Consider the following 20,057-nt stretch of genomic DNA (forward strand, 5'->3'; position numbering starts at 1 on the left):
TCTTTTGGCTCTTCATAAAAACAATAGGATGCCGCAGCATCCTATTGTTCATTTTTCTATTTAAAAATCTGCATTTCCTGGTGTACGTGGGAATGGTATTACATCACGGATGTTTTTCATTCCTGTTAAATACATAACAAGTCGTTCAAATCCAATTCCATAACCAGAATGTTTTGTACCGCCGTATTTTCTAAGCTCCAAATACCACCAGTAATCTTCTTCATTCATACCAAGTTCTTTGATTCGCTCTACAAGGACGTCTTCTCTTTCCTCACGTTGACTTCCTCCGATTAATTCGCCAATACCAGGAACTAATAAGTCTGTCGCAGCAACTGTCTTGCCATCCTCATTCGCTCTCATATAAAATGCTTTAATTTCTTTCGGATAGTCAGTTACGTATACAGGACGCTTATAAATTTCCTCACTTAAGTAACGTTCATGTTCAGTTTGCAAATCTGTTCCCCATTCAACTGGGTAGTCAAACTTTTTACCAGAGTTCTGTAATAATTCAACAGCTTCAGTATAAGTAACTCTACCAAAGTCAGATTCTAATGCATTTTTTAATCTTTCAATAAGAGTTTTATCAATAAAGCTATTAAAGAATTCCATTTCTTCAGGTGCCTGTTCAAATACGTAATTAATTACAAACTTAACCATGTCTTCACCAAGATCCATGATATCTGGTAGTTCTGCAAAAGCAACTTCCGGCTCAATCATCCAGAATTCTGCGGCATGTCGTGCAGTATTTGAATTTTCCGCTCTAAATGTCGGACCAAATGTATACACATTACGGAAAGCAAGGGCATAAGCTTCACCATTTAATTGGCCACTTACAGTTAAGTTAGTTTCTTTACCGAAGAAATCCGCGCCTTCATCGACTTTTCCGCCTTCAGCTTTTGGAAGTTGGTTCAGATCCATTGTTGTCACACGGAACATCTCTCCTGCGCCTTCTGTGTCACTTCCAGTAATAATCGGTGTATGTACATATACATATCCTTTTTCTTGGAAGAATTTATGAATGGCATATGATGCAAGTGATCTTACTCTGAAAACCGCTGAATATGCATTCGTTCTTGGACGTAAATGTGCAATTGTTCTTAAATATTCAAGAGAATGTCTCTTTTTTTGTAATGGATAATCTGTATCTGATAATCCTTCAATCACAATTTTTGTCGCTTTAATTTCAAAAGGTTGTTTCATTTCCGGAGTTGGAATAAATTCACCTTCTATTAAAACAGTAGAGCTAATCGGTAACTTCGTAATTTCTTTGAAATTATCAAGATTATCCTCAAATACTATTTGTACACTCTTAAAGAATGTACCGTCGTTTAACTCCATAAAACCAATTGTTTTAGAATCACGAAGAGTACGAATCCATCCTGAAATTTGAACGGTTTTGTCTTTAAAATTTTCTTGATTTCTGTATAAATCTTTTACTACAGTCTTTATCATAATTAGCCTCCTTATGTTAATTTTCCAATAAAAAAAGCCTTCTATCCCTATAAAAGGGACGAAAGACTAACTTCCGCGGTACCACCCAAATTGTCATAATATGACCAACTTTAAAGCTAACACTGCTTATCCCAGTTAATAACGTGCTGGTAACGTCTAAGCCTACTTAAGAGATCCTGTTCGGTTAGAACTCAAAGGTGTTCTTCATTCATGCTTCATCACTAGGCTTCCACCGTCCCTAGCTCGCTATGGAATATAGCAAAAACTACTTTCCTTTTCATCGATTTAAAATATGTAGTTTTTAAAGGAATTTTTCTTGTATAATTTATCATAAATCATAATCTCTTGTCTAGTTGTCCACCAAAATATATTCATTGATGAGGAACCAAACTCCATCTTCTTCCACTTTTACTTCCTCATGAACACCTCATGAGGAACCAAAACTACATCTTTTCCCTTTTTACTTCCTCATGAACGCCTTATGAGTAAGCATACTCCACCTTATTCCCTTTTTACTTACCCATAGACACCTTATAGCTAATTAAACTCTATTACTCATGAATCTTCTTATATCATAATAGGAGTATTTATGAACATTAAGCGACAATGTTCAATTTTCAAACTTGTATTTCTTAATTTTATTGTCAAAATCCCTTTATTAAATTTTCTTTTTCCTATGATACACTTTACTAAAAAGGAGGGTTTTATTTATGGCTAGAGCAGAAGAATTGTTAAAGGATAAATTTGTTTGTTCGAAATGTAAACACACACACGCTAAAACGAAAGAAGTATCAATGTCGGGTTCAGGTTTAAGTAAGTTACTTGATATCGATTATAATCATTTTTTATTTGTTTCTTGTTTAAATTGTGGCTTTGTTGAGGTTTATAATCCTTCAATTTTAGAAGGTAAAACACGTGGTGAGTTAACAACAATTCTTGATATTCTTTTTGGATAGAGAGTGATGGTTCTATTATGATGATTTGGCTTGTTGTGGCTGTTCTTTTTCTCATTTATTTTATTGGAGTTGGTTACTATTTTACGCAGCAAGTTTTGTTTATGAAAACAAATTCACTCGAGTTTATTTATCAGCGCGAGTTGGAAAATTTCCGATTTGATGAAGGATTGTATCGATCTGTTCAAAAACAGCCCTTTTCTATTCAATCTCGTTATGGGTATGAATTAAAGGGATACTTGTTTGAGGCCTTTGATACAAATAATTGGGTCATTATTACACATGGTGTAACGGTTAATAAGAATAACTCTATTAAATATGCTGAGTTATTTTTAAAGCTTGGCTTTAATGTACTTACTTATGATCATAGGCGACATGGGGAGTCCGGTGGTCATACGACTAGCTATGGTTATTATGAGAAATATGACTTACAAACTGTGGTTCAATATTTAAAGGATTTAAAAGGTGAGATTGTTCTTGGCATTCATGGGGAGTCAATGGGAGCTTGCACTATGTTACAATATGCTGGTTTTGTTGAGGATTCTGCAGCTTTCTATATTTCAGACTGCGCGTTCTCTACATTTGAGGAACAGCTTACATATCGTTTAAAAATGGATTATAAACTTCCTAAATGGGCAATCCTTCCCGTTTCTAGCATTTGGTTAAAGCTTCGGAATGGATTTTTCATTAAGGATATTTCCCCTTTACTGGCTGCACATTATATTAAAAATCCCGTGTTATTTGTTCATAGTAAACCAGACCCTTATATTCCATTTACACATACACTTAAATTATTTGAAGCGAAAAATCAAAATAAGAGAGAACTATTCATTGCTGAAAATGGTGCACACGCTATGAGTTTAAATGAAAATAAAGATGATTACTATTCAATTGTTTCAACTTTTTTAAATAATATTGGCGTTAACCATCATTCAATATAAAAACTGGACAGAGTTATTTCTCTGTCCAGTTTTTCTTAAAGAGCTGCCTCTAAAATTTTCAATGCATCTTCTTGATCTAATTTTTTGAAGTTACCAAATGGACCATATTTAACCGTTTTAGCAGCCATTTCAGGTAGTTGCTCTTTTGTAATACCGTACTCACTTAAACGACTTGGCGCACCTATTTGGTTCCAAAATGTGCGTAAAGCTTTAATACCAGCTAATGCCCATTCTTCTTTTGACATTGACTCTTGCCTGATATCAAATACTCTATCTGCAAATTGGCAGAAACGATCAACATTTTCGCTCATTACATATTCCATCCAATGTGGGAAAATAATTGCTAATCCTCCGCCGTGTGGAATATCTGTTACTGCAGAAACAGCATGCTCGATATTATGTGTAGCCCAATCACCTTGGACACCCATACTTAAGATTCCATTTAATGCCATCGTTCCACTATATAATAATGTTTCACGAGCTTCATAATCATCCAATTTCTCTACTGCGATCGGAGCAGTTTCAATAACTGTTTTTAAAATACCTTCACAGAAACGATCTTGAATTTTTGTATTCGTTCCATGATGGAAATATGATTCAATTACATGTGACATTATATCCACTGATCCATAAACTGTTTGATCACGAGGAACTGTAAACGTATTTTGAGGGTCTAGAATTGAAAACGTTGGGTAACTAAATTTACTTCCCCAACCTAATTTTTCATTTGTTTCCCAATTTGTAATAACTGACCCAGCGTTCATTTCTGAACCAGTTGCTGCAAGCGTTAATACTGTTCCAAATTTTAATGCATCTGTTGGGAATGCTTTACGTGTAATAACATCCCAAATCTCACCATCAAATTTTGCACCAACTGCAATAGCTTTTGTACAGTCGATTACAGAACCACCACCAACAGCTAAAACAAAGTCAATATTTTCTTCTTTACAAATTTGTATCCCTTTATGAACTGTTGATAATTTAGGATTTGGTTCAACTCCGCTTAGTTCATAAACCGTTTTATCAGCTTCTTTAAGAATGCCTACTATTTGATCGTATAGACCATTTCTCTTAATACTTCCACCACCGTATACAACTAAAACATTCTTTCCAAAGCTAGCAGCCTTTTCTTTTAACTTTTGTACACTATCTTTACCAAATATTAATTCTGTTGGATTTGCAAATGTAAAAAAATTCATATGTATCCCTCCTATTGTTCAAACTTAATTTTAACTTAAACAATCGAAAGGATGCATCTTAAACGACTTTTGTTTCGAATATTTTTTCATTTATTGGGAACACTAAATAATCGTATGAATGATTCATAATAAATCTAACTTTCTCATATTTGAATCCCACTTTTTCATATAGTCGGCGAGCAGAAGGTTTGTCTTGATCTACATTTAATGAAACTCTTTCAATCCCTTTGTTTTTGGCAAAAGAAAGTAATCCTTCTAATAATTCAGTTCCAATTCCTTTGCCTTGATATTCTGGATGCACTGACAATGTATCAATATAAAAATCTTCATCATCTGCTTCCTTATCAACTTTAACATCTTGTATATTTAAATTACGACTTATTATTTCAAGCATTTCACGATCAAGTACTGATAGTTCTATGGAATGGTAGGCTATAATCACTCCTACTACTTTTCCTTCAATTTCTTTCACTAAACAATTACGATAACTTAGTCTATTTTGTTCTGATTGAACGTAATATTCTAAAATTGGTGTTGCTTGTTCGTATGATGATGTCCCTGTTAACATAAATACAATATCTTCAATCGCTTGTACAATTAGAGGGACAATTTGTTTGGCATCTTCTTTTTTTGCTATTCGAATCATGAATTGTCACTCCTTATCTTAACTTTTTCTTAGTTTACCTTTATCATTTTTTAGGATAAAAAAAACAACCTTTTCATTTTATACTAAATCCATGTTAATTTCATGTTAAAAATTAATACTTTATTAAAATCACCCATTTATTTTAACTTAAATTTAATATATAATAATTCTAAGATGTGTAGGAGGAAATTTAATATGTCTGATGTTCAAATTAAGGTTTTAGATAATGGTCCTTTACGTGTAACTGGTACTGTTGAGTTAGTTGATGCTGAAGGGAATACATATCCGCAAAAAGCAGCTTTCTCATTATGTCGATGCGGCATGTCAAGTAAATTACCATATTGTGACGGTACCCATAAAGGAAAATTCGAATCTGTCGTTCGAGCTCCTAAAGAATCAGAATAATTTTATTTTTCTGGCGCCGATTATTGAGCAATTTTAAATAATCGGCTTTCTTATGCCCTCATACCTTTATTACCTTTGAATCATTCATTAAACTGATCTAATCACATTTACATATAGGGAATGTACTATTAAGGGGGAAATAATATGAAAAAGGTATTAGCTTCAGTCGTTTTATCTGCAGCATTAGTAGTACCAGGCGTAACTGCTTATGCAGCGCCAAATGCAAATGAATTAAAATCTTATTTAGTAAGTATCAACCTAACTCAAAAACAATTAGAGGATTATTTAAATTCTTACTACGGTGAATCGATCTCTGATTTCGATTCAGTTGATGAGTTAAAAGATACTTTAGGTGAAAGACTTACACAAAAAACTTTAGACGCTCTTCTAGATGAGTACGGTTACACTGAAGAGGAAATTATCGATCTAGCAGTCTACTATGATGATATGGACAAAAATGCATCATTACTAGATACGTATTATTTTACTTCTGATATCGAAAACTTAATTTATTTAGATGAAGATGAGTCAGGTAGTGTAGAAGATGAATTCCCTTCTATGGAAGATATTTCTTCTGCTCTTTCAGAGTTCGGAATTACTGAAGCGGAGATTAATAATCTATCTGCATACCTAGAAAAAGTTGTAAATGATGATCCTGCTATTGAAGCAAAATTAGAAGCACTAGGAGAACGTGCATCTGCTTTAGAAGAAAATTATCCTGAATTTTTCTCAATGGATACTGAGGCTACTCCAGAAGAATTACCAGCTGAATTAAAAGTAGAATTAATGAATATCGTTAAAGAGCTTCAATCTACTTTAAAAATCGATATTAAAGTTGCAATTGAACAAAATGGCGTTAAAACTCCTTTAACTTTTGCTAAATTACTTACTATGGATGATTCTATGGATTCTATGGAAAATATAAAAGTATATTTAGAGATTTATGACAACGCTGGTAATCTATTATTAGACGCTTTATTTTCAGCAGATGAAGTAATTGGTGATGATGAAATAGTAGATATCGTTAAAGATACTCAAAAAGCAATTAAAAACCCAAAACCAGCAACTAAGAACCCAAAACCTAATGTTATTGTAAGAACAGAAAATGGCGGAAAACTTCCAACTACTGCAACTCATACAACTGAATGGACAATGGTTGGTATGTTAATGATGTTAACTGCTGTTGTTTTACGTAAAAAGGTAATTGTTAAACGATAAGCTATGAATCGTAAACGAAAAGTTATACTTATTTTTTCAGCACTCCTTTTTATTGTCGGATTATTTTTTGCTACAACAAATGCTTATTCTTTAATTAAAACTTATGTGCTGTATAAACACTCTAAGGATGATTTCAAAAAAGAAATCAAAACAGAAACAGCAACTAAATTGAAGCAAATTAAAAGAGACGAACCGCTTTATACGACTTATCCTAAATTTGGCGATGAAATGGGTTCATTAACAATTCCTCGAATTTCTGCAACTCTACCAATCTTCCACGGGACAGATGAGGATGAGCTTGCAAAAGGAATAGGTCATTATGCTAAATCTGTGATGCCAGGTGAAAGAGATAATAGTGTTCTTGCTGGACATCGAGATACTGTATTCCGTGAGCTTGGCAAAGTAAAAGTGGGCGATCCGTTAATTGTTAAAACTTCGGCTGGTACATTTACTTACAAAGTTCATAAGATTCGCATCGTTGATAAAGATGATCGTACTGTTATTATCCCAAAACCAAGACCTACTTTAACGGTAAGCACTTGTTATCCGTTTAATTTTATTGGACATGCACCACAGCGTTATATACTTGTAGCTGGTTTAGTTAAATCAGAAGTAAATAAATAAACAAAAAAATGCTTACTATTTAATAGTGAGCATTTTTTTATTAGTAGTTTCATATTTTCATTAATTTTCTAGTGCAGCCCAAAACTTTTCGTTATTTAAATTACGAACACTCCATTGATAGTGTCCATCACTGCAAGTTTCTGAAAAGAAATTTGCCGAATAGATACTATAAAATAGAACGTACAAATAGATTGTACTTCTAACTTCTTCCCCTAATTGATTAACTACTTTATTTAAATATTTTTCTAGCTTTATTTCACCCAATTCATCATATAAATCAAATAAAATCCAGCTTAGTGCAACATCAAATAATGGGTCCCCATATAACGTCATTAATCCGAAATCAATTACACCATTAATTCGTCCATCTGAATTTACTAATAGATTTGATGGATAATAATCACCATGTACTAATGCATATTCCCCTTCATATCCAACTGAAAATGCATCCATTAATCGTTTTAATTTCACTTCGTAATCTAATACATCTCTTTTCAAATATCGATCTACTTCTGTATTTTTTCTTAGTAACGATTGTTTTAAAAAATCGTTCCAGTCCTTTGTATAAATTTCATCATAATCACTTAATAATTTAATGCCTTTAAATTGCTCTTCCAATTCAATCTTTTGAATACTTACTATTGTAGATAGATAGTTTTCAAAGAAAGAATCTAATACTTGCTCATCATAATTTGATAAATCCTTTTGAATATTTTTGCCTTCAATTCGTTTTTCAATTGTTAAAATAACATCCTTCTCTTTTATTATCTCGTGAATTTTTGGTAATTCAAAATTTGCATCACTTGAATTCATTGATTCATAAAATTGCTTTAATATTTCTAACTTTGAATATGCGGTTGGTTTATATAATTTTAAGACTCTCGTTTGATCATAAGAGTAAACTTCTGCTTCTTGCCCTTTTCCTAAAAAATCCACTTCGCTTATATTGTACTTATTCAAAATGTAACCCCTAACATTTTGTGTGATCATCTTTAGTTCCCCATTTTCCTTTATTTATCTTTTTTCAATTCTATTTCCATCCATTACCACTTCTTCCAAAATAGCCTACTATTTCCTATACGACAATATAAATTATTTAATGATGTTTATTATCCGTATTAGCTTCCTACTCTTCTTTTGATACCCATGAACCTAGTGCTTTTCGTATGTAGAGGATTTGCCCAATATGATAAGCATTATGAGTACATAGATTAGATAACGCTCTCCACCAGATTCCATCTACTGGAAAATTTGGAATTTGTTCATAAAGCTTTGATTCATCTGCTTCTTTTATAGCTTGCTGCCAATTCGCTAAATTCTCATCTAACCGTTTAACAAGCGACTGCCAATCTTTTTTTGTTAAATTTTCCATCTCCCGAAAAGTTGAAGCATTACTTTCTATCACTTCAGTTGGTATTTCTCCATTAAATCTTCTCAACCATCGTTCATTATAGAAATACAGATGGTATACGATTTCACCGATCGTATGAGTAAAATCATTTTGTCTCCAACTTATATCCTCTAAACTTAAATTCTCCAATGCTACACTTAAAGGTTGAATCCAACTTTCAACATTTCTACAGACTTCTAATTGATCTAATAGAAACTCTTTTTTACTCATAGATCATTCTCCCTTGTTAATTTTATACTTTACGATATGTACTTTCGTGGTTATTACTAGATTCACCTTTATTACTTTATGATTTATGCCTATTAAAAAATGCACCACTTTTTAAAAAGCAGTGCATTCTTGTAACGCAAATAGGGAATCTTTTGAGGAGTAACGATTAAAACTTGTACTAATGAACTCTGAATAGATTAATTGTAGCTCCAGCGCCTTGTAACAACTTAACATCTCCAACAAAGTCAAACAATTGAAGTGAAATTGTATCTCCAGCGTCTAATGGTAAGATCATTTGGCTACCGTAAATGGATCTATTCACTTCATTTACGATTGCTGATGCATTTATAGGTCTACCATTTACTAATATTCTTGTAGATACGTCTAATAGTGCATTTAAATTCACTGTGTAAGTAATAAAGTAATTACCTGGTACTTCAACTGTTAGTCGATCATTTGCTCGATCAATTGTAACTCCTTCACCTAAATACTGAAATGATGGAAAAGTTACAATTGTACCTTCTTTTATAACAGAAACTGTTCCACCACTATTAGTAACAAATGCAAAACTTTCGCCAGGATGTATTGGTGGAAAATGATGTCTTGGCGGTCTTGGGTATCTCATACTATCACCTTTTCTTATTATTTAGACATAAATCCTCTTAGGAGTAACATATTAAAGGCTTGTCTATATTTGTTGATATAGTTTATTAATATGAAAGTTTTTTCTTTTCGTTACAGCATGTCCACTAGTTTTTTTATTTTTTTTCAATTTTAATAGATTTAAAAAAACTTAGTCATCATCGGACTAAGGTAGTTTTGATAAAAACGTTGATATATCAATGTTTTAGTAGATATAAAATTAATTGTTGATGTAAATTTGATGTAAATAGAAGTTAAATCCCACTTTTTAGTGGGCTTTTTTATTGTATTTGTTAAAGTAAGAGAAGAATGAATATCTAAATTATTCAAGTAATGGCGGAAAACAATAGTGACTGATGTTATACCCGTGTACAATCCCTTCAACCATTTGGCTTTCGGCCCGCCACCTAACTGTCTACGCTTAAAGATTAAAGTTACCTTTAATCCTCCAAGACTCGCTACGAGCGATTGGCTAGTTCTTACTCGACGGGAATCCCACCCGTTATATGACACGACCTATGCTCGGCCGCACACGCATGCGTTAGTTTAAGTACAATGCTTCACAAACCTGTTTATGTACGATGAAAGATGGTTCTTTATCTTAAGGAATCTCTAACAAATCACTTATATCATTTTATGTGTCCTAGTTGTCAATGCTTGTAGCTAAAGTATTCTATATTCTGTGGTACATCTGGTTATAATAATGTTTAACTAGGACACCAATTAAAAATAACACCAACGTCTAAGTAGAAGAAAAAAGGGTGAAAAAATTAGCACCAAATAATTGTTAAATTGGAGATTATTCTTGAATGAATCGTACAGCATTTAATCCAATAATTTGAGAAGGGAGTGAAGTGTTGCCATCTGGTAAAATAGGAGCGACTGAAAGATCAGCTACTTTAAGATTCTTTGTTCCAAAAACATTCAATTCTCCATCTACGACACCTTCCCGAACACTCTTTGCCATTTTGCATTGACCTCCAAAGTGGAAAACATTACGATATGAGGCTCTAACGAAACTTTCTAATTTTTTACGCTTTTCTTTGATATTTTTTATCTCAAAGATATTTTCAGGAGGGAATACGACTTTGAATATTCCTTCAGGATCGATTTCACGTGCTTTCTTCATAATGTTGTGGGTCTCAATAAACTGATCAACCATGAAATTCAGGTCATCTACATCTCCAAGCGGATTAAGGTCTATGGTAGGATATGCCTCAGGATCGCTGTGTGAGACCATAATAGTACCTCTACTTTTTGGGTTATCGTCAAAAAGTCCAAAACTTATGATATTGCTCTTCTTTTTTGGATCGAAATCCCAATTATTTTCCAATACCTCTGAGGCAGGAAGAAACGACGGTGCTGGTGATCCTATTATTTGAAGGCGGCGCCCTCCTTTACCTCGATCTGCATTAAATGCACCTAGTGTAATTGGATTGTCTGGGTCTGCAGCGATGAGTTCTAAAATCCGATCGGTTTTAACTTCAACTCCCAATCCGGTTGTAAATTGGATTTGAAAGTTATGTCCTACATTTGGACTGTAAATTAAAGTTTCTATACCTGCTCTTTTCAGATCATCCGGATCCCCAATTCCCGAACGTTGTAATATAACAGAAGATAAATTTCCTGCACTAAGAATTATTCCCTTTTTCGCGAATGCTTTATTTGATTTGCCGTTTCTGACAAATTCAACTCCAACTGCAACTTGAATTTGTCCTTCTTGCTTAAATAGAATTTTATTTACTGTTGTTTTTACCAAAATAACTAACTCTCTGCCACCAACTCCAACTTCATCTGGATGGAACTCATCTCCTTGTGTCACTATTTTACTGTTTAAATATCCTGTTGCAGTAGATGAGCGAACAAACTTTCCATTTACTTCTTTGTTTAAAAACTGCGATTTAAAAAAAGTACAATCCCTAATACCAGTATTGTAATCCTCGACTATGGGAATATCTAATATTTCTGATGTTGCCTTTGCTAATGTAACGGTAATCCCATCCTTAGGAATGATTTGTTGTCTGACAAAAATAGGGCCCTTTTTCCCTCGTTCTTCTGGTTGTTGAGTCTTTCCAGTATAGGTTTCATTTTTTTTGAATAAAGGCCTTACACTGTTATAACTCCATTGAGGTCCCACTAAGCGTGCCCATTCATCATAAAGTTCCTTGCTTCCCCGTACAGCATACATGGCATTATGCTCGGAGCTTCCACCGATTGTTCTACCGCCTGATACTCTAAGTTGTTGGTTCCCAATTCCGGGTTGTACATTTGTAAATATATTAAAGGAATGCCTATTATCAGCAGACAAAACACCTGATACTGCACCTGAAGGGCTGCTTAGCTCTTGAACCATATTTGTGCCTGGTTCCAGGACCAAAACGGAAGTAATTTTGTCATCTGATAATTTTTTTGCAATTACACCACCTGCTGTTCCTGCACCAATCACAATAAAATCAAAAGTGTTATCATTCGTCACAGTATCATTCCTTCCATTACTGGTTTTGCATAATGTGGACTTTTCATAGTTATGATTTATTATCCAAATTTATTCAAATAAATGGGTTTTACTGACATAATTGGCTTCTTATTGGATATAATTGTATGCAAATATTAACCTTTTAATTAAACAAAAATGAAAATAGATCTATTTTCCATTTAAAGGCCGTTTTTAGAAGAGATAACAGTTCAAGGTGTTTAGGGTGTATTAAAATAATTCCTACTATCAAATTCAGGCTAAATAAAAGCTATTTAAATATAGTGATAGACAATAAATAAAAAAGAACTGCTAAATTTGCAGTTCTTTTCTAATTTAGAAAATGTAAATCTATTATGAATTGATGTAAATCTGATGTAAAAAATGATGTAAAACTATAAAAAACGACGATAAAACATACTAAAATAATTCACTTAAACTCAGTGTTATCAATGGTTTTAAGTTGATTTATATACTAACCTTAGTCATCTTCCGACTAGTTCTTTTAAATCATCTAGGATTGCGAAAGTCTAAGACCTCTCTAGTACATTTACAATCCGATTTAATAGTTCATTGTGCTTCTTTAATTCCTCGTTTCGGATTTTAAATAATTTATAGAAGTAGGAGATTACTACTATAAGACCTACAGGAATTGCAATGTAAAAAAGCATAATAATGATTGGAAATACACCTAAGGCTGCATCCATTTTAACACTCCACATCCTTTATAGTTTATATTTAGATTATGTTAGCCTATACAATCTTTATGTCTTTAATATGGAACTATATCAAATTTTAGAAAATCAGCAATATTTCCCATAAAAAAAAGAGAGTGTCAAAAGTACTTTGACTTTTGATTCCTCTCTTTTGCCAGTCTATAAATTGAATTTAACTTTGCTTTAATTTTTGTTTTTGATCTAAAAAATGATAAATTGCATGGGCTACGCCTGCTTCTTCATTTGTTTTTGTAACAAATGCACAGTGTCCTTTTAGCTCTTCTTTCGCATTTCCCATAGCTACTGGAAAGCCTACTCGATTAAACATAGAGACATCATTAAAACTATCTCCAATTGCCATGCTCTCATTTAAATCTACTCCAAGGATTGGTGCAAGCTTTAATAATGCCGCTCCTTTACTTACATTTGCTGCATTAATTTCAACGTTATTTGAGCCTGACGAAGTAATCAGTAGACCCTCTTCTTGCATTAGTTCTAGACGAATGCGACTAATAACCTCTTCTTTATTGGAAAGAAATAATATTTTATATACATCAAGATTATTAAAATCCTCAATAGAAGAATAAGTTCGAACTTTTCTTAAAGTAGCTGTCACTTTGTGTGTCTTACCAGTTTGCTTATCAGTGAAAAATTCATCATATAGTGTATCTCGACACTTTGTAAATGATCCTTCACTAGTACTAATAATAAATGTTTTATTTTCCGCTTCACATATGCTTAAGGCTTTCGCAAAAATTTCTTTATCCATTGAATCGTTGTGTAAAATTTTCGCCTCATAGTCATATATTTGTGAGCCATTTAAACAAACAATTGGACAAGTTAGTCCAGCTTCATCTAATACTTCCTTCGCACTTTCATACATTCTACCTGTAGAAATGACAACATGGATTCCTTCCTTTTGTGCCGCCCGGATGCTTTCAATGTTTTCCATTGGTATTCCATTCTTACCATTTACCAGTGTACCATCCATATCAATTGCAATTAGTGCCATGTCGTTCTCTCCTTTTCTACTATTCTCTTATAATCTGAATGCTAACTATTCCCCAATTCTACTAAAGCATTCTTATTACAATTTAACTATCTTCTATTTTATGTTTTCATTCTTTATTATTATAACGCAAAAAAAGACCTTCTGCATTTCAGAAGGTCTCAGACTGTTGACAAACNNAATCAGTCTGAAACTCAAGTTTTTGTACTTTGTCAATTAATTTCCAAATTTTTGTAAAGGAGTAGTGATGTTGATTTCCACTACGGGGTGCTCGTTTTCACAACTTCTAGTATTGACTCATGTATATTTTACACCTCTGAAAAGACCTTCTGCATTTCAGAAGGTCTTAAACTACCTACAAAACTCTTTTCCTAATAATACTTATAACTCGATCTCAATAATCTCCTTACCAACCAAGCGTGCGCCTTGTTTGGCTACGACAATTCCACTTGTAGAAGTGAATACATTGTTTGCTACAATTTTATCCATTACTTGATTGATTAATGTCGGATTAACTGGAATTGTTGGATTGTCTACTGTTAGCGTAACAACCTTTTCGTTTTCATTTAAAAATTTAAGCTCTAATGTTTGAATCATATCGCTTTCCTCCTTTTTTATAGACTGTTTAAAAGTAGTCCATTGCTTAATACTTCTAGCTCTACTAATGGTAGATCTTGCAATGATGCTAAGGCACTACCGATTTCACTTAGCTTCACTAAATCAACATCAACTCGGACATTTTTATATGCCTTCCTCTTGATAATGATTTTTCCTTGTGCATCTTTTCCTGCATGTAAATTTACATACAATGTTAGTTGTTGAGTAGCAATTTGTGCCATTTTCAACTCCCCCTTTCGATGTATATGTACTTAAAAAAGGAGGGATTTTCGTTAATGGTTAATTATTTTTTTGGATGTTCAAGATCCGATTTTCACGTCCACAATATCACTTAATAACAGCTCCATATATCCAGCTTGTTCTTCATAAATAGATAGCCTATTTTGGTGTAAATTAATTTTCCCTATTTTTCCTTTTACATTATGGTGATAGTGGTCTTTATAATAAGTAATTTGTACACTTTCATCTTCGTGAATTGCCTGTTGAAGATGACGGTTCATTTCCTCTAATAGTTGTTCATCTACATCTTTTTGTTGTTCATAATTTTGTGATACTTTCCAATCACGAAGCATTTTTACATGTTCTGGTAACATCATTGACGTCCATTTAATTGTGCCACGGTCACGAATCATCGGCATTCTTCTCCTTTTCTTCTCTTTTTACCTTAGGTAGAACTAGTGGCTTTCACTTGCAGGGGGAAAAGGACAAAAGGAAATTTTTTAACCTTTATGTCCACCTACCAGCTTGCTTCTGGCAAGTGCTGTTCCTCCTTCCGCATAAGAAACAGCCCAAAGGAGCGAAGATGATCCGTATTTTTTTCGGACTGCGTCCATCACATATCCTAAATTGCGCTTTTGAGGTTTTTTCTGATCAAACAAATTTAACTGCATGATTTCATCACTTACAATATTCGAAAGAGAAATGAGAATTTGCCGAACTGTCTTCCCTTCATAATATCGATCAAATAGTTTTGTACAGATCTCATACAAATCTGAAGTAATATTTGTAGGTTCATCCATTGTAAACGCATGGGAAAATCCTCCACCGAATTCTTCCCGACTATATCCAATTCCTAATGTAATCGTACGTCCTGCCTTCCTAGCATTACGAGTTCGGCGTGCAACCTCTTCACACATTTCACGAATAACAAATTTAATTTCTTCGACTTTCGTATAATCTCTCATTAATATTTGGCTTTTACCGAAACTAATTTGTCCGTTCATTATTGGAGCACCTAGCTCAGACAGATCTACTCCCCACGCATGATGATATAGTTGATTTCCCATCACTCCGAATTTCTTCTCCAGCAAATGAAGAGGATATTTCGCTAACTGTCCTACGGTAAAAATACCCATTGTATTTAAAGTTCGTTCGGTTCTTTTACCGATACCCCACATTTCACTAAGAGGACTCACCTGCCATAGTTTCTTTTCAACATCTTCATAAGTCCACTCCGCTATCCCATCTTTTTTTCCTTCTAAATCTAAGCAGAGTTTCGACAAAAGCATGTTTGGTCCAATCCCAATCGAACAAGGTAATTGAAATCTTGCCATAATCTCATTACGAATTTTTTCGGCAATCTCCCATGCATCCCCCCATAATCTCTTCACTCCATCGACCTTTAAAAAACATTCATCAACACTGTATACATGTAAATCCTCTAAAGGTGCAAATTCATTTAATAACTTTACTATGTTCGTTGAGATTTCTAGATATTTTGACATTGAAGGATTTACAATTTTGATTCGCGAATCTCTTGGTATTTCAAAAACCCTTGATCCTGTTTTAATCCCAAATTCCTTTTTTAATCGCGGGGAAGCTGCAAGTACGATACTTCCTTCCCTCTCCACATCTCCAACAACTGCTAAATAACATTCTAATGGATCTAATTCGAGCATGACCGCAGAACAACTTGCATAAAAGCTCTTCATATCGATGCATAATATCCGATGATGTGGTAACTCTTCATAACAAATGCTCATACATATCACTCCGATTTTCCAAAAAATAGCAGAACTAATGTTCTTATTTTTATTATAAACATATATTAAACGAATATACGTTCGATTTCAATAAAATTTTTTCGCTAGGAACAATACAAAATTTTAGCTATACTAAAATTAGATTAAGGGAGGAAAGACTAAAAGTGGATGGACAGTTTGTAAAGCAGATGATTAAACGAGCGTTAATGCAATATAGAGGAGAACACGAACAGTGGATTACAGCTGATATGCTAGATAAACTGTACGAACAAATCGTTACCGAACAATTAAATGATGACCGTGAATTACACGAATTAGTACAAGATATTGTTTACGAATACGTAACCAATTATGCCTAAGCAATCGAAAAAACCCGAGAAAGAACGTCGAGTTCTCTCTAGGGTTTTATGAATAGACAAATGATATTTCACTCGTAATTCCATCTTCTTCATCAAAACCAATAATGATTTCCATTGCATAGGATGAAAAACGATGAATCTCTTCCAAGTAAAAACCAATTGCGTCAGATATTTGTTGCTCATAATACAATACGTTCCGATAATTGGCCGAAACTTGGCAGCTTACCCCGTCATCCTCATCAAATTGAAACTCAATTTGCACACTTTCTGGGCGAATTCCTTCTAAATCTGCCACATATACACAAATTGCATTAGCAACATCTTGTTCATCAAAATAGATTTTCACAAGTCACCTCGGGAAGGGGAAAGTTAATATCGGTTTCTACGAAAGATTTTCTTAATAAACCAAATAATCACTATTATTACGAGAAAATCTAATAGTAAACCAAAAAATGAAAAACCAAACTGCTGACCACCATAGTAGCCACCAAATGGGTTTAGCATTGAACCAAAAAGAGAGCCTAACCCAAATGCACCTGCATACCCTAAAAAATTCCTTCCAGGACTTCTATACGATCGATAGCTGGACCTAGGTGCTGTTGGTCGATAACTTCTATTAGAACGATACGATCTCCTAATTGCAAGATGCGTTGATGGTTGTTTGCTAGAAACAAAAGAATTAGTATTCACTTTAATACGTTGATGGTTATACGTATTACTACTGGCATCAACCGGGATTGACAAAGCAAGCATAAAAAACAAAATCCACATGGATATTAGAGAATTTATTTTTTTCAATATTGACCCTTCTTTCATCTTCACATCTTTCTTAGTATGGATCTTTTTTAATAAAAAAATGTGACAATTAAAGAGGTCTATAACCACTTAATACTTTGTTTTGTAAACAACTGATCCGCTAATAGGTGAGAAAAATAACCCACTGTACCAGCTAACCATAACCCATTTATCATTAAGTCTTTTTGCAGCAAATAACAAATTCCACTCCAAACGGCTAAAAAATAAAGAGAATGAGTTGGTCCACGATGCTTTAATCTCGAAGAAACAGCAATAAATAATCCAAGCGCAAAAATTGACCAATAACCATAAAAGAAAAACCAACCAATAACTGCAATTAATATGCCTGTTAACATTAATATTGTTTTCAAGTTCCGTAACCAGCTAACACAAATAATAAATAATAAGAGAATACCTACTGCATAAATCCATGATCCAGAATAAATTAACTTCCCTGTCTTCACAACAATAAATAATGTAACTGCTAAAAATAATAAGCTGAACAGAACTTTTAGCGGCATTGAAACTTTCTTTGTTAGTGAACCATTATGATGATCTAAATCAGGAGCCAAACTACTGATTGCACCAACTATAAGTGGGACGGTCATAGAATCATTTTTTGTTGCATACATTGTGACACCAGTTGCAAATAGTCCTACAATTACATGACTTTTTCCATCCAAAAATTCATACCTTCCTTATCTTACATATTCATACTTTTATTATAGTCGGATAAGGTTAGTTTTCATATTCTTAAATTAACAAATGATGGTAATTTAAGAATAATTAATGTCTTTATATTCATTGACGATTGTTCTTTTTTCTGACAAAATATAGGAAGCTTAGGTATTATAGAAAACTAGTCGATTGGTGAGCCTATTAGGCGAAGACTAAAGACGTAGTTGCACTTACACTTTATTCCTAGAATTGGCAAACTACATCGAGTAATCAACATCGCCAGCCAATTTATACTATAAAGTGTAATAAAATACTTTCACAGTTTGCTTTGGGGGAAATTATGCAAGAAAAAGAAATGAGTGTCATTGACCATTTAGATGAGCTTCGAAATCGAATAATAAAAGTTATTGTTGCATTCGTTATTTTTTTAGGAATTGGATTATATTATACGAAAGCTATATTCAATTTCCTTGTACAAGATTTGCATGGAAAGCTTCTAGCACTTGGTCCAAGTGATGTCCTTTGGATTTATCTAATGATTGGTGGAGTGTTCGCGATCGCGTGTAGTATCCCTGTCATAGCTTACCAAATATGGGCGTTTGTAAAGCCGGCCTTGCATGTAAAAGAACGAAAAAGCACAATGCTTTACATACCAGCTTTATTCTTATTGTTCGTTTGTGGATTAGCATTTGGCTATTACTTCATCTTTCCAAACGTTTTAAAATTTTTACAGGACATCGGAGAAGACTTAGTAACAGTTACATTCACAGCTGAACGCTACTTTAGCTTCTTATTTAACTTAGTTGTTCCTTTTGCGTTTTTCTTTGATTTACCAGTCATTATACTATTTTTAACAAGTATCGGAATCGTATCACCAGCATTTTTAAGAAAATCTCGACGATTTGCATATTTTATCCTTATTATTATCGGAACAGCAATTTCACCGCCTGATTTTGTATCTGATATGATGACAAGCTTACCATTGTTAGTTATATACGAATTAAGTATTCTTGTTTCATCAATTGCATATAGAAGACGTATTAAACGCCTACAACATGAATTAGAATAAAAAACAAAAAAATGGACAGCAATTAGTATGCTTGTCCATTTTTTTTGACTATTCCTTATAATAAAATATGTGATGTATACAAAGTAACAACTAAACCTGAAAAACTATAAATTAACGATGCTTTAATAGCAATTTTTCTTTGAAAATCTTTATGTAAGTCATTAAATTCTAATCCAGCAGCACGCAACCATTGATATCGCTGCAGAGGAGTATAACTTACTTTTTTAGCTGTTTTCCAATAAAGGAAGACCGTCGTAACGAATCCTACCATAATAGCAATATTACTAGCCGATGAATCCGAGAGAACACTAACAAGGAACGTCAAAATTACTTGTACAATTAAAATAGCAAAAACGTAAATGAACTTTTTCATGTTAATCCTCCTTATTTAAGCTTATTTAAATTATAACAAAGATGTATTTTTCAGAATAGTAAAAATTTTGTAGAAATCATGGGTAATTAGAACTAAATAGACAACAAAGTGATAAGAGAAAGAGTCTGTTTATAAGACAAAAATGTAAAAGATATGAAATAATTCTATTCCCTTCTTCCTATTTAAGCTCGTACGTTCGACTTCAAATTTGCATAAAACGAACATTAGTTCTATAATAAATATAGAAAAAAGATTCCCACCTATATGAGAATCTTTAAGTTTAA

General features: G+C 33.3%; 24 protein-coding genes and 1 other annotated feature. Of the genes, 7 read left to right on the forward strand and 17 right to left on the reverse strand.

All coding sequences use genetic code 11. From position 1 onward, the window contains the following. Nucleotides 1-60: 60 nt before the first annotated feature. Nucleotides 61-1,452: an asparagine--tRNA ligase gene (asnS, locus tag COJ46_RS11700; RefSeq protein ID WP_097974696.1), complete on the reverse strand. Its 1,392-nt coding sequence runs from the start codon at nucleotides 1,450-1,452 to the stop codon at nucleotides 61-63. 51 nt (nucleotides 1,453-1,503) lie between these two features. After that, nucleotides 1,504-1,742, reverse strand: a binding site (T-box leader). Between the two features lie 420 nt (nucleotides 1,743-2,162). On the opposite strand from asnS, the gene COJ46_RS11705 reads away from it, so the two are divergent. Next, a complete protein-coding gene (locus COJ46_RS11705) occupies nucleotides 2,163-2,408 on the forward strand; it encodes a zinc ribbon domain-containing protein (RefSeq protein WP_097974694.1) in 246 nt (81 codons plus the stop codon). A gap of 17 nt (nucleotides 2,409-2,425) precedes the next feature. Continuing rightward, nucleotides 2,426-3,346, forward strand: a complete 921-nt coding sequence (locus tag COJ46_RS11710; protein WP_097974693.1) for an alpha/beta hydrolase — start codon at nucleotides 2,426-2,428, stop codon at nucleotides 3,344-3,346. Between the two features lie 35 nt (nucleotides 3,347-3,381). On the opposite strand, the gene COJ46_RS11715 is transcribed toward COJ46_RS11710, so the two are convergent. Both COJ46_RS11715 and COJ46_RS11720 read right to left on the reverse strand, forming a co-directional pair. Further along, on the reverse strand, nucleotides 3,382-4,545 hold the full coding sequence (locus COJ46_RS11715; protein ID WP_097974691.1) for an iron-containing alcohol dehydrogenase: 1,164 nt from the start codon (nucleotides 4,543-4,545) through the stop codon (nucleotides 3,382-3,384). A gap of 58 nt (nucleotides 4,546-4,603) precedes the next feature. Next, nucleotides 4,604-5,191 carry a GNAT family N-acetyltransferase gene (locus COJ46_RS11720; protein WP_097974689.1) on the reverse strand — a complete coding sequence of 196 codons (588 nt, stop codon included), beginning with the start codon at nucleotides 5,189-5,191 and terminating at the stop codon, nucleotides 4,604-4,606. A 195-nt stretch (nucleotides 5,192-5,386) separates the two neighbouring features. Here COJ46_RS11720 and COJ46_RS11725 point away from each other — a divergent pair, with 195 nt between their 5' ends. The 3 genes from COJ46_RS11725 to COJ46_RS11735 all read left to right on the forward strand — a co-directional run bounded on the left by COJ46_RS11725 (nucleotide 5,387) and on the right by COJ46_RS11735 (nucleotide 7,438). Continuing rightward, entirely contained in the window at nucleotides 5,387-5,596 is a 210-nt protein-coding gene (locus COJ46_RS11725; protein WP_069033382.1) for a CDGSH iron-sulfur domain-containing protein, read from the forward strand. A 144-nt stretch (nucleotides 5,597-5,740) separates the two neighbouring features. Then, the gene (locus tag COJ46_RS11730; protein ID WP_098565952.1) at nucleotides 5,741-6,814 is read left to right on the forward strand and encodes a processed acidic surface protein; all 1,074 of its coding nucleotides are present in this window, start codon (nucleotides 5,741-5,743) and stop codon (nucleotides 6,812-6,814) included. 3 nt (nucleotides 6,815-6,817) lie between these two features. Then, on the forward strand, nucleotides 6,818-7,438 hold the full coding sequence (locus COJ46_RS11735) for a class D sortase (RefSeq protein ID WP_097974686.1): 621 nt from the start codon (nucleotides 6,818-6,820) through the stop codon (nucleotides 7,436-7,438). Nucleotides 7,439-7,498: 60 nt separating this feature from the next. Here the strand turns inward: COJ46_RS11735 and COJ46_RS11740 are convergent, their stop codons facing one another. The 10 genes from COJ46_RS11740 to COJ46_RS11780 all read right to left on the reverse strand — a co-directional run bounded on the left by COJ46_RS11740 (nucleotide 7,499) and on the right by COJ46_RS11780 (nucleotide 16,499). Then, on the reverse strand, nucleotides 7,499-8,398 hold the full coding sequence (locus COJ46_RS11740; RefSeq protein WP_176522474.1) for an aminoglycoside phosphotransferase family protein: 900 nt from the start codon (nucleotides 8,396-8,398) through the stop codon (nucleotides 7,499-7,501). A 166-nt stretch (nucleotides 8,399-8,564) separates the two neighbouring features. Beyond that, a complete protein-coding gene (locus COJ46_RS11745) occupies nucleotides 8,565-9,059 on the reverse strand; it encodes a DinB family protein (RefSeq protein ID WP_097974682.1) in 495 nt (164 codons plus the stop codon). 178 nt (nucleotides 9,060-9,237) lie between these two features. Then, nucleotides 9,238-9,684 (reverse strand): BclA C-terminal domain-containing protein, encoded by a 447-nt coding sequence (locus COJ46_RS11750; protein ID WP_097974680.1) that lies wholly within the window; start codon nucleotides 9,682-9,684, stop codon nucleotides 9,238-9,240. Nucleotides 9,685-10,500: 816 nt separating this feature from the next. Then, the gene (locus COJ46_RS11755; RefSeq protein ID WP_097974679.1) at nucleotides 10,501-12,177 is read right to left on the reverse strand and encodes a GMC family oxidoreductase; all 1,677 of its coding nucleotides are present in this window, start codon (nucleotides 12,175-12,177) and stop codon (nucleotides 10,501-10,503) included. A 527-nt stretch (nucleotides 12,178-12,704) separates the two neighbouring features. Next, entirely contained in the window at nucleotides 12,705-12,881 is a 177-nt protein-coding gene (locus tag COJ46_RS24475; RefSeq protein ID WP_176522473.1) for a hypothetical protein, read from the reverse strand. Nucleotides 12,882-13,062: 181 nt separating this feature from the next. Beyond that, nucleotides 13,063-13,902 carry a Cof-type HAD-IIB family hydrolase gene (locus COJ46_RS11760; RefSeq protein ID WP_097974677.1) on the reverse strand — a complete coding sequence of 280 codons (840 nt, stop codon included), beginning with the start codon at nucleotides 13,900-13,902 and terminating at the stop codon, nucleotides 13,063-13,065. 378 nt (nucleotides 13,903-14,280) lie between these two features. After that, on the reverse strand, nucleotides 14,281-14,496 hold the full coding sequence (locus tag COJ46_RS11765; protein WP_056475532.1) for a DUF2922 domain-containing protein: 216 nt from the start codon (nucleotides 14,494-14,496) through the stop codon (nucleotides 14,281-14,283). Nucleotides 14,497-14,513: 17 nt separating this feature from the next. Continuing rightward, on the reverse strand, nucleotides 14,514-14,738 hold the full coding sequence (locus COJ46_RS11770) for a DUF1659 domain-containing protein (RefSeq protein WP_097974675.1): 225 nt from the start codon (nucleotides 14,736-14,738) through the stop codon (nucleotides 14,514-14,516). Nucleotides 14,739-14,816: 78 nt separating this feature from the next. Continuing rightward, nucleotides 14,817-15,149, reverse strand: coding sequence for a YolD-like family protein (locus COJ46_RS11775; protein ID WP_056475525.1), 333 nt, complete (start codon nucleotides 15,147-15,149; stop codon nucleotides 14,817-14,819). Nucleotides 15,150-15,236: 87 nt separating this feature from the next. After that, nucleotides 15,237-16,499 carry a Y-family DNA polymerase gene (locus COJ46_RS11780; RefSeq protein ID WP_097974673.1) on the reverse strand — a complete coding sequence of 421 codons (1,263 nt, stop codon included), beginning with the start codon at nucleotides 16,497-16,499 and terminating at the stop codon, nucleotides 15,237-15,239. Nucleotides 16,500-16,663: 164 nt separating this feature from the next. Between COJ46_RS11780 and COJ46_RS11785 the strand changes: the two genes are divergently transcribed. Continuing rightward, entirely contained in the window at nucleotides 16,664-16,858 is a 195-nt protein-coding gene (locus tag COJ46_RS11785) for a YqzH family protein (protein WP_097974672.1), read from the forward strand. Nucleotides 16,859-16,904: 46 nt separating this feature from the next. Here COJ46_RS11785 and COJ46_RS11790 read toward each other — a convergent pair whose 3' ends face one another. The 3 genes from COJ46_RS11790 to COJ46_RS11800 all read right to left on the reverse strand — a co-directional run bounded on the left by COJ46_RS11790 (nucleotide 16,905) and on the right by COJ46_RS11800 (nucleotide 18,336). Then, entirely contained in the window at nucleotides 16,905-17,204 is a 300-nt protein-coding gene (locus COJ46_RS11790; RefSeq protein ID WP_097974670.1) for a DUF2653 family protein, read from the reverse strand. A 23-nt stretch (nucleotides 17,205-17,227) separates the two neighbouring features. Continuing rightward, nucleotides 17,228-17,656, reverse strand: coding sequence for a hypothetical protein (locus COJ46_RS11795; protein WP_097974668.1), 429 nt, complete (start codon nucleotides 17,654-17,656; stop codon nucleotides 17,228-17,230). Nucleotides 17,657-17,733: 77 nt separating this feature from the next. After that, nucleotides 17,734-18,336, reverse strand: coding sequence for a metal-dependent hydrolase (locus COJ46_RS11800; RefSeq protein ID WP_097974666.1), 603 nt, complete (start codon nucleotides 18,334-18,336; stop codon nucleotides 17,734-17,736). A 335-nt stretch (nucleotides 18,337-18,671) separates the two neighbouring features. Here COJ46_RS11800 and tatC point away from each other — a divergent pair, with 335 nt between their 5' ends. Beyond that, the gene (gene tatC, locus COJ46_RS11805) at nucleotides 18,672-19,400 is read left to right on the forward strand and encodes a twin-arginine translocase subunit TatC (protein WP_097974664.1); all 729 of its coding nucleotides are present in this window, start codon (nucleotides 18,672-18,674) and stop codon (nucleotides 19,398-19,400) included. Nucleotides 19,401-19,455: 55 nt separating this feature from the next. On the opposite strand, the gene COJ46_RS11810 is transcribed toward tatC, so the two are convergent. After that, on the reverse strand, nucleotides 19,456-19,773 hold the full coding sequence (locus tag COJ46_RS11810; protein ID WP_056475504.1) for a hypothetical protein: 318 nt from the start codon (nucleotides 19,771-19,773) through the stop codon (nucleotides 19,456-19,458). Between the last annotated feature and the right edge of the window lie 284 nt (nucleotides 19,774-20,057).

The sequence above is a fragment of the Bacillus sp. AFS077874 genome, assembly GCF_002566505.1.
Classification (GTDB): Bacteria; Bacillota; Bacilli; order Bacillales; family Bacillaceae_G; genus Gottfriedia.

Bases quoted from the DNA above. Each gene is read 5' to 3' on its own strand.
- COJ46_RS11770 (WP_097974675.1), bottom strand. From the start codon at position 14,738: ATGGCACAAATTGCTACTCAACAACTAACATTGTATGTAAATTTACAT.
- COJ46_RS11750 (WP_097974680.1), bottom strand. From the start codon at position 9,684: ATGAGATACCCAAGACCGCCAAGACATCATTTTCCACCAATACATCCT.
- COJ46_RS24475 (WP_176522473.1), bottom strand. From the start codon at position 12,881: ATGGATGCAGCCTTAGGTGTATTTCCAATCATTATTATGCTTTTTTAC.
- asnS (WP_097974696.1), bottom strand. From the start codon at position 1,452: ATGATAAAGACTGTAGTAAAAGATTTATACAGAAATCAAGAAAATTTT.
- COJ46_RS11705 (WP_097974694.1), top strand. From the start codon at position 2,163: ATGGCTAGAGCAGAAGAATTGTTAAAGGATAAATTTGTTTGTTCGAAA.
- COJ46_RS11715 (WP_097974691.1), bottom strand. From the start codon at position 4,545: ATGAATTTTTTTACATTTGCAAATCCAACAGAATTAATATTTGGTAAA.
- COJ46_RS11725 (WP_069033382.1), top strand. From the start codon at position 5,387: ATGTCTGATGTTCAAATTAAGGTTTTAGATAATGGTCCTTTACGTGTA.
- tatC (WP_097974664.1), top strand. From the start codon at position 18,672: ATGCAAGAAAAAGAAATGAGTGTCATTGACCATTTAGATGAGCTTCGA.
- COJ46_RS11735 (WP_097974686.1), top strand. From the start codon at position 6,818: ATGAATCGTAAACGAAAAGTTATACTTATTTTTTCAGCACTCCTTTTT.
- COJ46_RS11775 (WP_056475525.1), bottom strand. From the start codon at position 15,149: ATGATTCGTGACCGTGGCACAATTAAATGGACGTCAATGATGTTACCA.
- COJ46_RS11810 (WP_056475504.1), bottom strand. From the start codon at position 19,773: ATGAAAAAGTTCATTTACGTTTTTGCTATTTTAATTGTACAAGTAATT.
- COJ46_RS11780 (WP_097974673.1), bottom strand. From the start codon at position 16,499: ATGAGCATTTGTTATGAAGAGTTACCACATCATCGGATATTATGCATC.
- COJ46_RS11710 (WP_097974693.1), top strand. From the start codon at position 2,426: ATGATGATTTGGCTTGTTGTGGCTGTTCTTTTTCTCATTTATTTTATT.
- COJ46_RS11730 (WP_098565952.1), top strand. From the start codon at position 5,741: ATGAAAAAGGTATTAGCTTCAGTCGTTTTATCTGCAGCATTAGTAGTA.
- COJ46_RS11745 (WP_097974682.1), bottom strand. From the start codon at position 9,059: ATGAGTAAAAAAGAGTTTCTATTAGATCAATTAGAAGTCTGTAGAAAT.
- COJ46_RS11765 (WP_056475532.1), bottom strand. From the start codon at position 14,496: ATGATTCAAACATTAGAGCTTAAATTTTTAAATGAAAACGAAAAGGTT.
- COJ46_RS11720 (WP_097974689.1), bottom strand. From the start codon at position 5,191: ATGATTCGAATAGCAAAAAAAGAAGATGCCAAACAAATTGTCCCTCTA.
- COJ46_RS11760 (WP_097974677.1), bottom strand. From the start codon at position 13,902: ATGGCACTAATTGCAATTGATATGGATGGTACACTGGTAAATGGTAAG.